Raw genomic sequence first — 12,139 nt, 5'->3', positions numbered from 1 at the left:
ATTAGATCCTGAACCCCCACCGGGGACCTGGTTCGCCATTTCCTAAACGCCTTTTACTTGTTGCCGATCGCCAGAATCGATAGGAACTGGCGCGCCTTCTGGTACGTACTCGCTACTGCTGCGCATTGCAGCAGGTGAACGCATAACCGCAAAAACTTTAACGAAAATGGGCTAAAAAGAAAACAATAGGTTACTCCCCCTCCCCTTATTTGGGCACCATGCAACAAAAAACCCTTGTACAGGGAGCCTAATTCACCTGTACAAGGGCAATTTCCTTCGGAAGAAAGCGGGGTTTACTTCAGCTGTGCGGAAGACAGTCCCAGCTCACGGCGCGCAACAATGAGCTGCTGAATCTGCTGGGTTCCCTCGAAGATATCGAGGATCTTGGAGTCACGAGCCCACTTCTCCAGCAAGTCGCGCTCGGAGTAACCGTATGCCCCGGCCATCTCCACCGCACGCAAGGTCAGATCGGTAGCCATGCGTCCGGCCTTCGCCTTGGACTCGGAAGCCTCCTTGGAGTTAGGAATCTTGTTGTCCGCCATCCAAGTAGCGCGCAAAGTCAACAGGTAAGCGGCCTCCCAATCGGACTCCAAGCGGATGTACTCGGAAGCAGCCGCGCTTTGGGCCCAGGCCGGCTTGTCGTAATCAATTTCGACGCCAGCGTTAGTCAGTACCTCGCGCAGCTTCTCGAGGGAAGCGCGCGCCACGCCGACGGCCATGCCGGCCACCAGCGGACGGGTGTTGTCGAAGGTGGCCATAACACCCCCGAAGCCCTTCTTGGTGTCCACCTCAGGAGAACCCAGCAGGTTCTCTTTCGGGATGCGGACGTTATCCAAGATGAAGTGGGCGGTATCGGAGGAGCGGATGCCCAGCTTGTGCTCCAAGCGAACCAGCTCGAAGCCTGGGGTATCGCGTGGCACAACGAAGGACTTAATGGCTGCGCGGCCAGCGGACTTGTCCACGGATGCCCACACCACAACGTGGGTGCAGCGCTCGCCCGCAGTAACGAAGATCTTCTCACCGTTCAACACGTACTCGTCGCCATCCAGCTTTGCGGTAGCGGCGACGGCTGCGGAGTCGGAGCCGAACTGTGGCTCCGTGATAGCCATGGCGGCCCATACCTTGCCGAAACGCTCGAGCTGTTCGTCGTTAGCAACGGCGGCAATCGCGGAATTGCCCAAGCCCTGGTAAGGAATGGACAGGGTTAGTCCCACGTCACCCCAGCAGGTCTCGATAACGTTCAGCACGGAAGCCATGTTGCCGCCGTTTTTCACGCCATCGTTTTGCTTCTTCTTGGAATCGCCACGGCCACCGGATGCACCGGCCATAGCCTGGCCAGCATCGGCCATGCCCTCTACGAGGGATGCCATGGTGTCCAGCTCTACCGGACGGGCGTGCTCCTTGAGGTCGTACTTGCGGGAGATGGGACGGAAGATTTCCGCTGCGGCCTGGTGGGCTTGGTTGGCACCCGCCTTAAGGCGCTTAGGGAGTTCCAGATTAATCATGTTTCAGGTTCCTCTAGGTCGTAGATGATCAGTTACGTGATCGATTGGCGGGTTTTACAGGATGACAACGCCCTCGGCGATGCCGATAGCGCGCATGTCGCGGTACCAACGCTCGACCGGGTGCTCCTTGGTGAAGCCATGTCCGCCGAGCAGCTGTACACCATCGAGACCCATAACCATGCCCTTGTCGGAAGCGAAGCGACGTGCAAGGCCAGCCTCGCGGTGGTAGGACAGCCCCTGATCGAGGCGGGAAACTCCGCGCAGTAGGATCATGCGCAGGCCGTCAAGCTCGATGCGGAGGTTCGCCACCATGAAGGCAACTGCCTGGCGGTGGGAGATTGGCTCGCCAAATGCCTCGCGCTCGTTGACGTACTTCTTGGTGTACTCGAGGATGGCCTCACCGGTGCCGGAAGCCAGAGCAGCCCAGCCCAGGCGACCACGGCGGATGATTTCTGCATACTGCTCGGTCCGATCAGAATCTGACAGGTCAGCGCCACCCAGCAGGTTCTCGGCCGGGACGCGAACGTCCTTGAACAGCACGCGGCCCAATGCAGCGCCACGCAGGCCCATGGAAGGATCGGCCTCAACAACCAGCCCCTCGGTGTCGGATTCCACGATGGCGAAGGTGTTCACACCGTCTAGGTTGACTGCCACGATGAACAGCTCTGCAGCGCCAGCGTTTGGAACCATGGTCTTCACGCCGTTGATGACGATATCGCTGCCTTCACGGACCGCGGCGGTCTGCAGCTCGAACGGGTCAAACAGTGGACGGGACTCGGAAACGATCACCGCTGCTGGTGGCACAGATTCGCCTGCGAACTCTGGCAGGTAAGTCTTCTGCTGTGCGTCATCGCCGTAGTTGGTGATGACGTTTGCAACGGCAGCTGGAGCCAGAACAGCGGTAGCCAAGCCCATGTCGCCGAAAGCAAGGGCCTCTGCAATGAGTGCGTTGGTGGTGGCGCCAGAGGCAGTTGCGATGCCTTCGTACTCTTCTGGCAGGTTGATGAGTGCCACACCGAGCTCAGCAGCGGTCTCCAGCAATCCTTCTGGAGGTGTGGAGGACTCGTTGGACTCGGCAGCTACTGGGCGCAGGCGCTCCTCAGCAAACTCACGAACCGCTGCGACGATCATTTCCTGATCCTCGGTTGGGTTCAGGTCAAACAGTGCCTTGCCGGGCTTTGGCGCCTCGGTTGGTACTGGCTGCTCGTTGTCGTCAGTGGTCTGATTTGGCAGGCGCACTGGCTTGCCGGTGCCCTTGATCTTCTTGAACTGACGATTGACGGCACCCAAGGTCCGCATACCGGTCTTGGTAGATTCGTACGCCACCCGGTCGACCTTCTTGCCCAGACCGTACTTTTCAGCCAAGTCGGAGCCGGTGAAGCGGGTCAGTACGCGCATCGCGGTACCAATGGCATCACGCTTGAGGTTGTTCAGACCCGGAGTGGAATCGTCACGCTTGCTTTGGTCGCTCATTCGTGCGGCCACCTTTCACTGGTTTTCAGTGCAAATCTTAAGCATCTGCATGTTCGGATAATTATGTCTATATCCTAAACTAGTTCATGGCCTGCGTCACACTTTTGGGGAAAACAGTAGTTAAGTTACAGTCCCCACCCCCACTAGGTGGATGCACGAAAAGCGCGTTCGCGCACCCACACCGGTTAATTATCGCGCTCGGGTTTCACCATTGGGAACAAAATCGTCTCGCGGATACCCAGGCCCGTCAAAGCCATGAGCAGTCGGTCGATACCCATTCCCGTACCTGCTGTTGGGGGCATTCCCTGCTCCATCGCGGCAAGGAAGTCTTCATCCAGCACCATGGCTTCGTCATCTCCACCCGCGGCTAGGCGGGCCTGATCCTCAAAGCGCTCACGCTGGATTACCGGGTCAACCAACTCGGAATAACCAGTGGCCAATTCGAACCCGCGAACGTACAGGTCCCACTTCTCAGTCACTCCCGGCTCACTACGGTGCTGACGAACGAGGGGCGAGGTCTCGACCGGGAAGTCGCGCACGAATACCGGCCCATTCAGCTGGTCTTCGCACAGGTGCTCCCATAGCTCTTCCACAAGCTTGCCGTGACCCCAGCCGCCCTTGGTTGGCACGTCGAGGCCGACAACCTTGGCCAGCTGCTTCAGCTCCTCCACAGTGGAAGCGATGGTGACCTCCGGCTGACCCGGGTATTTCTTCTGCAAAGCTTCGTTGAGCGATGGGTACATCTTCATCTCTGGCCACTCGCCGCCCAAGTCGTATTCAGTGCCATCCACGAGAGTCACCTTGGTGGTGCCGAACACTTCAGTGGCCACTTCCTGGATAATTTCCCGTGTGGTAGTAGCGGCGGTGTTGTAATCGCCATAGGCTTGGTAGGTTTCGAGCATTGCAAACTCGGGGCTGTGAGAGGAATCCACGCCCTCATTACGGAAGTTACGGTTCACTTCGAATACGCGATCCAAGCCACCCACCACGGCGCGCTTTAGGAACAATTCTGGGGCAATACGCAGGTAAAGGTCAATATCCAGCGCATTGGAGTGCGTCACGAACGGACGGGCAGCTGCACCGCCGTGCAGAGTTTGCAACATGGGTGTCTCCAGCTCCAGGAAACCGCGGCGTTCCAGCGCGTTCCGCAGTGCACGCATCACCTTGATGCGGGTCATCGCGTTGTTGCGGGCTTGTTCCCGCATGATCAGGTCAGTGTAGCGGTGACGAATGCGCGTATCTTCGCTCATTTCCTTGTGTGCCACAGGCAGCGGACGCAATGACTTCGCGGCCATGAACCACCGCTGTGCCATCACCGACAGCTCGCCACGACGGGAGGAAATGATCCGCCCCTCCACGAACACCATGTCTCCGAGGTCTACCAGCGCCTTCCAATCGGCCAGTGCCTCCTCACCGACCTCTGCCAAGCTGAGCATGACCTGCAAAGTAGTACCGTCGCCATCCTGCAACGTGGCAAACGCCAATTTGCCGGTATTGCGTACGAACATAACGCGGCCGGCCACCCCTACAACCTCTTGGGTTTCTTCACCCGATTGCAGGTAGGTCACACCTTCTTTCTTATCGACGCCCGGCGCCTCCCCTTCATCGCCGTCCTTGGGCAACACTTCCCAGCGACTACGTACCTCGGCGAGAGAGTGGGTGCGTGGCACCTCTACCGGGTACGCATCTTTCCCGGATTCCAGGATCCGGGTGCGCTTATCGCGGCGGATTCGCAGCTGTTCCGGAAGGTCTTGAGCAGAATCATTACGCGGGGTGTTAGTTGCATCAGTCACGGCTATATAGCCTACTGCATCACCACGACACGGTTTCGTTGACCGATAACTGACATCAGCTTTGAGCTACACCGGCATCGCAAGCCCCCCGGGGAAAGAGAATCTTCATCATGGTGAACAAGGGTGGGGTGTGTGCGTCCGCAAGCCCCCCCGGGGAAAGAGAATCTTCACACACCTGAGATTGAAACGGCCTAGCTTCCCTAGGGAATAGGCAAGCACAGCGAACCCCTGGGAGCGGGAAGGCAGTACCGATCCCAGGGGTTCACTCGGGTTTTAGCCAATCAACCAATCATTTGGGCTGAATAGTTCGAAGTGAACCGCAGCCGGGGCCAAGTCCGCAGCACCTGCTTCAAGCTGCTCGCGAACATTCTGCAGGAAGTTGTTACCACCACACAAGTACCATTCCGCGTTGGTAGGCAGCTTCCCATCGGCAAGCAGCTTGGCCAGGTCGAGGGACTCGCCACGATCCCGGTAGGCAGTGATGTGCTCGGCGGAACCCTTCTGCTGCAGAGCAGCAACTAGCTTTTCGGTGGTTTCGCGCTGGGCGTAAGCAGCCTCGTCGGCGTCTGCATGAAGCACAACTACAGGGCGGTCAACCTGACCCTGAGCAGCAACGAGAGAGGCAAGCATACCGGTCATTGGGGTAGAACCAATGCCCTGGCTCACCAAAACAACTGGCGAATCACCTGGCTGAAGAACCAGATCGCCGGCTGGAAGGGTGGCATCGACTTCGTCGCCAACGTGGACGTCATTGAGGAGGAAACTGGATACCTCACCATCGCGCTGCACAGCGACCGAGAACCCATCAGCATCGTGGCTGATCAGGGAGTACTGACGAAGTTGACGGGCACCATCGGGAAGCTTCACACCGATAGAGGTGTACTGCCCTGCCAGCGCCTTATCGAAACCATGGCCGGCAAAGGTGTACTCCGTAACGGCCTCGCTGAGTTGTTTCTTGCCCTTTAGCACTACCTTCTGGAAGACATCGCCCGCCTCCACACCCGCGGACTTGTACAGGTCTGATTCGTAATCGATGAGCACGTCGGCCATGAGCCAGTACACCTCATCCCACGCAGCCGCGATTTCTGGCGTGATGGCTTCACCTAAAACCTCCACGATGGCGGAGAACAGATTGTCATGAACGATCTGGTACTGGTCCGCGGTGATTCCCAAAGACACATGCTTGTGCCCGATACGGGACAGCATTTCCACTGGATCGGGAGCATTAGCGTCAACCAGCATGGCTGCGAAAGTGACGATGGACGCGGCCAGCGCCTTCTGCTGTTCGCCGGAACGTTGGTTTCCGCGGTTGAAGGTATCGGCGATCAGCTCTGGGTGGTTGGTGAACATGGTGCGGTAGAACACCGGGGTAATTGCGTTGATGTTGTCGCCGATGACGGGAAGGGTTTGGCGGATGATTTCGGCGTTTTCCCCGGACAGAGCGGTGCGATCGGTCTTGGGGTTCGTGCTGATGAACATTGACATCCAACTTTCGGTACTGTTCGCGCCCGCTCGTTATACTCTCGGTCCCCTTTACTGAGATTTCAGGGGTACCGTCGGCAATCCGAGCGTGCGAGAGGGTCCGTGGGCATCCTCTGAGATTCGCGTTCCAACCGGACGTGTGGCTGCGATGAGTCCACCAATTGTGTCCCCATCTAACTCTGCGAAGAACGCTTCCTGGGCGTCAGCAAGACGATGCCGCAAGGCGCAGTTTCGTGCGGCAAGAGGGCAAGGCTTGTTACCAGTGCAGTCAACGACTTCGCTGGGGCCTTCGAGTTCCCTCAAGATTCTTCCCACACTGGCCCCACGGGCCGAGTCCGATAGATACACCCCGCCGTTGCGCCCTCGTACAGAAACCACCATCTTCATATCGACAAGCTTGGCAATAACCCTCGCCAAGTGGTTTTCCGATGCGTTGGTCGCTTTTGCCAGATCAGCAATGGTGAGGCGTTCCCCCTCCGGGAGGTCGCCCAGCATCATCATGGATCGCAGACCCAGATCGGCAAAAGTGGTTAGGTGCATAGCTTCATCCTAGAACCAGTCTTTATAAGATGTAAATGACATACACCTTTTATTGGGGGAGGTAGAACGCCTAGTTGCTTTCCGACGGATGCCGTGGGTTTAACAACCCCGACCCTTCCGGCGCATGAGCTGGGTCATCGCAAAACTCAAGTTGCTTGTTATTCTCATCCACGAAAATGACATTGGGACTATAACCCTCCAGCTCATCCTGGGAATACTGCGCATACCCAATGATGATGACCAAGTCCCCTGGACTGATCAGACGGGCAGCTGCGCCGTTAATGCCAATAACCCCCGTACCGGCATCTCCAGTGATGGCGTAGGTAGTCAGTCGATTGCCGTTGTTGATATCCACGATGTCGATCTGCTCACCCTCGAGGATATCGGCGGCCTTCATCAAGTCGGCGTCAATCGTGCACGAACCTACGTAGTGCAGGTCTGCCTGAGTGACCGTGGCACGGTGGATTTTAGATTTCAACATGGTGCGAAACACGGTTAGTCAGGTTACCCCGGTTAGCTTCGCAAAGCCATTTCGAATCTTCTAGCTGGAATACTGAAAACCTGCATTCGGACGGATCATTCTTCCCGTCGCGCGCCCTCACTTGGAATTGCGATGGCAAACTCCGGTCGGGCGAATCCGGCGTCGGCAAAAGAAGAAGCTATATGGGCAGCGACCGTTTCAGCCTGAGAAGCATCGACCAGAGCGATCGCCGAGCCACCAAATCCGCCGCCGGTCATGCGGGCGCCAAGGGCACCGTGACGCAGCGCCACCTCCACGGCGGTATCGAGCTCCGGCACCGTAACCTCGTAGTCATCGCGCAAGGAGGCGTGGCTGGCCTGCATCAACTCCCCGAACTGACGGAACTCGCCCGCACGCAACACCTCAATGGCACGTGCGGTACGGTCAATCTCGGTTTCCACGTGGCGTACCCGCGCCTCGACCACCGCGCGCCACCGTTCCAATGGCATATCTTGCTGCTGCTCCGCCGACCAAGAATTCCACTGCTTGTCGGCCCACGGTTGGCAGCGCCGCACTGCATCAGGGGCCTGCCGCAGCGTAGGAACACCCAGATCTGCCGCTACCCCATCGGTAACAGCGCGCCGGGCGGCATACTGCCCATCGGCGAGCTGGTGTGGGGCGTTGGTATTGATGATGAGGATCGCCAATCCCCGGGAATCGATATCGAATGTGACCTGCTGTTCTGCGTTGGTGGCGAAATCAATCGCCAGCGCATTCCCCGCCTTCCCAAACAGTGCAACCGTTTGGTCAAGGCCACCGGTGGAGGCGCCCACCACGTCGTTTTCTGCTTGGATCGACGCCGCGCGCAATCCATCCAATACCTTCTTCTGGGCCACTTGGCTTTGCTCGGCGAGGGTGCTGCCCGTGCTGATTTCCCACGCGGCCAGTGCCGTAGAGCATTCCAGCGCAGCGGAGCTGGAAAGCCCCGCGCCCACGGGCACATCCGATTCAATGGCGATGTCCAAGCCGGGGTTGGTGATGCCATTGGCCCATGCGGCCGGCATGGTGCCGTTGTTCCACGCCGCCCACACGGCACCTGCGATATACCCCGTCCAATCCGCGGGGTGGCCTGGGCGAACGTCCTGGGTGGGGATCTCCGCACGGGTGATCCCGCCCGACCAGTGGGAGGCAATGCGGTATACCCCGTCGTTGTTAGCGCGGGCGGCCACGTACGTCCGCTGGGACAGCGCAAACGGCAGGCAAATGCCACCCGCGTAGTCCACGTGCTCGCCAATGAGGTTCACGCGCCCGGAAGCAGACCACACACCTTGCGGTTGCCCGGTAAATTGTTCGCTGAACAGGTTGCGAACATCCGTGATGGCCGCTGCCCGGTCCCGAGTGTGCATCCACTGGGGTTGGGTGGGTTCGCTTCCAGTTGCCGTCGTACTCAAGGAAATCGCTTTCGTTGTGTTGATATGTAGGTCGCGGGCGGGCGGACGTGCTTAGTCCTGCGCCATTTCGCGCAGGCGGTCGGCGATGCGTTCCGGGGTGGTATCCGAAATCCAAGCGCCCTGTCCTGATTCGGAACCTGCAAGGAACTTCATCTTGTCTGCAGAACGCATCATGGAAAACAGTTGCAGGTGCAGGCGGCCGTGAGCGCGCTCAGGGCCGATCGGTGCTTGGTTCCAACTGGCGATATACGGGGTGCGATCCACACCGTCAAAGAAGCGGTCAAAGCGCTGCAACAGGTCTAGGTACATGCGCGTAAGCTCATCCTTTTCCTCATCGCTCAACGCCGCGAAATCGGGTGCTGCACGATGCGGAATCAGCATGACTTCTACCGGCCACTTGGCGGCCGCGGGCACGAAGGCGGTGAAGTGTTCGCCTGCGGCCACAATGCGCCGACCACTGCGCTGCTCTGCCCGGAGTACCGAGTCGAAGAGGTCCTCCCCCGTTTCCTGGCGATGCGCTGCAGCTTGGGTTGCGATCTCTTTCGCACGCGGTGGCAAATAAGGGTACGCATAAATCTGACCGTGCGGATGCTGCAAGGTCACTCCGATCTCTGCGCCGCGATTCTCAAATGGGTACACGTAACGCACACCCGGAAGCTCGGAGAGCTCGCGCGTGCGGTGTGCCCATGCTTCCACCACCGTGCGGGCGCGTCGGAAGGGCAAATCGCGGAAGGACAACTCTACGTCAGGCGTAAAGCACACGACCTCGCAGCGCCCCTTCGCAGGCAGACGCGGATAGAGTTCCTCGCCATCCACACGGGTGGCAAAGTCCTCCTGAAAGTCCATATGCATGGAAAGGGATGGAAACCGATTTTCAAATACCGCGACGTTGTAGTCGTCTGCGGGAATCTCGGTTGGTAGTTCCCCGGGCCGGGTAGGGGCCAGTGGATTCTCGTTGGCAGGGGGCATAAACGTGCGGTTCATGCGGTGCGCGGCATAGGCATACCACTGCCCAGTGAGGGGGTCCCGGCGCATCTCGGAGACCGTTTTCGCTGGCGGCAGTTCGCGGGAATCGCGCAATTCGCGCGTCTTTTCACCAGAGACATACACCGGATCATCGTCGAAGTAGATCAACTCGCGACCATCGGCCAAGGTGGTGCGTGTTACCCGCACACCGCCTAGGTTTTCTTGAGGATCCTTCACCGGTTGTGCTTTGTCGTTCACGAGACCCATCCCTTTCCGTCGTTGTCTTGGCGCTCGGCCGCGCAGCCTCACGTGCAGTTTCGCCGCGATGGTGCTTACCGGGAGCGCGGTGGAGCTCCGGCCGAGCTTCCACGCTCACCCCAACTAGCGAGTGGCGTGCTCGGTACGCTCATCCTCCGTGGCATTGGCACTGCCTTGGTCTGCGCGGACCGGTGATGCCTTGGCCCACACAAAGAACACTACCGCCACAACCACCATCGCGATTCCGGCGTAGAGGTTGTAGACCTCATCTTTCGGTTGGCCCGTACTGGCGTCAATTCCTGGGTCCAAGAAGAAGTAGCTGACCACCAGAATCAAGCCGTACAGCCCCAACAGACCCCCAATAACGTTGCGGATATCGAATGCTCGCGTTGCAAACTTGCTCATTGTTTTCCTCCTTTTTTGCTCGAGGTCTAGGCGAAGATGACGTTGAGGCCGAGGGCTAAGATAAGGCACAAAATGCCCAGTGGCACGGTGCGGCGATACCAAGGCAGCGATGCTTCTGCCTCATCCATGAGGTGTTCCTTCGGGGTAACGGATTTAACGAAACCAACCAACTCGCTATCCGGCTTGGGCTTGGTGACGAAGGAGACTATAACGGAGGCAACGATGTCCACAACGAATGCGAGAGACGCAGCAACGAACGCAGTGCCCTGCCCCGGTAGGTTGAAGAAACTGATGTCGGTACCACCGAAGCTGGCGATAGCCCAGTAGACAATCGCCGAGGTCGTACCCAGGACCAAGCCCACCCAACCCGCGGTTGGAGTCATTCGCTTCCAGAACATACCCAGGATGAAGGTTGCAAACAGTGGGGCATTGAAGAATCCAAATAGCGTTTGCAGGTAATCCATGACATTGCCGAAGTTGTTCGCCAGCAAAGCGGTGAAAACGGCGATGGCGGTGGCGGCGATGGTAGCAATGCGGCCAATGCGCAAGTAGTAGCTATCGTCGCGATCCTTCTTCACGTAGGTTTGCCACAGGTCGTAACTAAACACGGTGTTGAACGCGGAGATATTGGCAGCCATGCCAGCCATGAACGCAGCCAACAAACCAGCCAGCGCCACACCCAGCAGGCCATTCGGCAGCATGTCGCGCATGAGGTACAACATCGCATCGTTGGGCTGCGCCGAACCGTCAACTAGTGGGGTCACGGTCGCACCAGCGATCATGCCGGGAATAACAACGATGAAGGGAACGAACATCTTGGGGAACGCGCCAATAATGGGAGTCTTGCGGGCTGCTGATAGAGAATCGGCGGCCATAGAACGCTGAACTTCAACGAAGTTGGTGGTCCAGTAACCAAAGGAGAGTACGAAACCGAGGCCGAAGGTAAGTCCAATGACGGAAACCACTGGGTTGTCGAATCCGGAGATCTCGGTGCCGGGCCAGGTGTGGAAGTGGTTAGGGTTGACAACCTTCTCCTTCAGCCCGTTCCAGCCACCCACATTGTGCAGACCAATGAGGGTCAGCGGCAGTAGGGCGGCAATGATAATGAAGAACTGCAAAACCTCGTTGTAGATTGCGGCAGACAAACCACCCAAGGTGATGTAGCTGAGGACGATGACGGCAGCGATGACCAGCGTGATCCATAGGGGCCAGCCAAGCAGGGAGTTCACGACCTTGGCTAGCAACAGCAGGTTAATACCTGCGATCAACAACTGCGCGACGGCAAAGGACAGTGCGTTGACCAGGTGGGCACCGTTTCCGAAGCGCCGGCGCATGAACTCTGGCACGGATCGGACTTTGGAGCCGTAGTAAAACGGCATCATCACGATGCCGAGGAACACCATGGCTGGAATCGCACCGATCCAGAAGTAGTGCATGGTTTCGAAACCGTATTGCACGCCGTTGGCGGACATGCCCACGATTTCCACGGCACCCAGGTTGGCCGAAATAAAAGCCAGTCCCGTTACCCATGCGGGCAGGGACCGGCCAGAGAGGAAGAAGTCGATGGAGCTGGAAACTCGCGATTTCGCAGCCCATCCAATTCCGAGGACAAAGGCGAAGTAGAGCGCCACCAGTGTGTAGTCCACCCAGGAAGCGTCAAGGCGCAGCCCTTCCGTCATGGTCGGGCACCTCCTTATTGTGATCGGGGGTTAGACCGGGCATACCCCGGGCTTATTCGATTAAGAACTGTTTAACAAAATATTAAACCCAGGGGAACTGTTTTCCCTAACGAGAATCCGTACACCA

General features: G+C 58.2%; 10 protein-coding genes. All 10 read right to left on the bottom strand.

What is annotated here, in order from left to right; translation table 11 throughout:
- Positions 1-293: 293 nt before the first annotated feature.
- The 10 genes from HMPREF3098_RS09110 to HMPREF3098_RS09065 all read right to left on the bottom strand — a co-directional run bounded on the left by HMPREF3098_RS09110 (position 294) and on the right by HMPREF3098_RS09065 (position 12,012).
- Positions 294-1,505 carry an acyl-CoA dehydrogenase family protein gene (locus HMPREF3098_RS09110; RefSeq protein WP_035114536.1) on the bottom strand — a complete coding sequence of 404 codons (1,212 nt, stop codon included), beginning with the start codon at positions 1,503-1,505 and terminating at the stop codon, positions 294-296.
- 54 nt (positions 1,506-1,559) lie between these two features.
- Positions 1,560-2,978 (bottom strand): acyl-CoA dehydrogenase family protein, encoded by a 1,419-nt coding sequence (locus tag HMPREF3098_RS09105; protein ID WP_070434872.1) that lies wholly within the window; start codon positions 2,976-2,978, stop codon positions 1,560-1,562.
- Between the two features lie 185 nt (positions 2,979-3,163).
- Entirely contained in the window at positions 3,164-4,771 is a 1,608-nt protein-coding gene (gene lysS, locus HMPREF3098_RS09100) for a lysine--tRNA ligase (protein ID WP_210385970.1), read from the bottom strand.
- A gap of 273 nt (positions 4,772-5,044) precedes the next feature.
- The gene (locus HMPREF3098_RS09095; protein ID WP_070434871.1) at positions 5,045-6,250 is read right to left on the bottom strand and encodes a globin domain-containing protein; all 1,206 of its coding nucleotides are present in this window, start codon (positions 6,248-6,250) and stop codon (positions 5,045-5,047) included.
- Between the two features lie 54 nt (positions 6,251-6,304).
- Positions 6,305-6,793 (bottom strand): RrF2 family transcriptional regulator, encoded by a 489-nt coding sequence (locus HMPREF3098_RS09090; RefSeq protein WP_070434870.1) that lies wholly within the window; start codon positions 6,791-6,793, stop codon positions 6,305-6,307.
- Between the two features lie 70 nt (positions 6,794-6,863).
- Positions 6,864-7,286 (bottom strand): aspartate 1-decarboxylase, encoded by a 423-nt coding sequence (panD, locus tag HMPREF3098_RS09085; protein ID WP_070434869.1) that lies wholly within the window; start codon positions 7,284-7,286, stop codon positions 6,864-6,866.
- 83 nt (positions 7,287-7,369) lie between these two features.
- Positions 7,370-8,659 (bottom strand): galactokinase, encoded by a 1,290-nt coding sequence (galK, locus tag HMPREF3098_RS09080; protein WP_070434868.1) that lies wholly within the window; start codon positions 8,657-8,659, stop codon positions 7,370-7,372.
- 96 nt (positions 8,660-8,755) lie between these two features.
- The gene (galT, locus tag HMPREF3098_RS09075; protein WP_083284406.1) at positions 8,756-9,937 is read right to left on the bottom strand and encodes a galactose-1-phosphate uridylyltransferase; all 1,182 of its coding nucleotides are present in this window, start codon (positions 9,935-9,937) and stop codon (positions 8,756-8,758) included.
- A gap of 114 nt (positions 9,938-10,051) precedes the next feature.
- Positions 10,052-10,333: a cell wall anchor protein gene (locus tag HMPREF3098_RS09070; protein WP_070434867.1), complete on the bottom strand. Its 282-nt coding sequence runs from the start codon at positions 10,331-10,333 to the stop codon at positions 10,052-10,054.
- A gap of 26 nt (positions 10,334-10,359) precedes the next feature.
- A complete protein-coding gene (locus HMPREF3098_RS09065; RefSeq protein WP_070434866.1) occupies positions 10,360-12,012 on the bottom strand; it encodes a sodium:solute symporter family protein in 1,653 nt (550 codons plus the stop codon).
- Positions 12,013-12,139: the final 127 nt, after the last annotated feature.

The sequence above is a fragment of the Corynebacterium sp. HMSC28B08 genome, assembly GCF_001806865.1.
Lineage (GTDB): Bacteria > Actinomycetota > Actinomycetes > Mycobacteriales > Mycobacteriaceae > Corynebacterium > Corynebacterium auriscanis.
The sequence above is the reverse complement of the archived record's forward strand: the minus strand, read 5'-3'. Positions and strand labels throughout refer to the sequence as shown.

Coding starts and splice junctions, on each gene's coding strand:
- HMPREF3098_RS09110 (WP_035114536.1), bottom strand. CDS start 1,505: ATGATTAATCTGGAACTCCCTAAGCGCCTTAAGGCGGGTGCCAACCAA.
- HMPREF3098_RS09105 (WP_070434872.1), bottom strand. CDS start 2,978: ATGAGCGACCAAAGCAAGCGTGACGATTCCACTCCGGGTCTGAACAAC.
- HMPREF3098_RS09095 (WP_070434871.1), bottom strand. CDS start 6,250: ATGTTCATCAGCACGAACCCCAAGACCGATCGCACCGCTCTGTCCGGG.
- HMPREF3098_RS09090 (WP_070434870.1), bottom strand. CDS start 6,793: ATGCACCTAACCACTTTTGCCGATCTGGGTCTGCGATCCATGATGATG.
- galK (WP_070434868.1), bottom strand. CDS start 8,659: ATGCACACTCGGGACCGGGCAGCGGCCATCACGGATGTTCGCAACCTG.
- galT (WP_083284406.1), bottom strand. CDS start 9,937: ATGGGTCTCGTGAACGACAAAGCACAACCGGTGAAGGATCCTCAAGAA.
- HMPREF3098_RS09070 (WP_070434867.1), bottom strand. CDS start 10,333: ATGAGCAAGTTTGCAACGCGAGCATTCGATATCCGCAACGTTATTGGG.
- HMPREF3098_RS09065 (WP_070434866.1), bottom strand. CDS start 12,012: ATGACGGAAGGGCTGCGCCTTGACGCTTCCTGGGTGGACTACACACTG.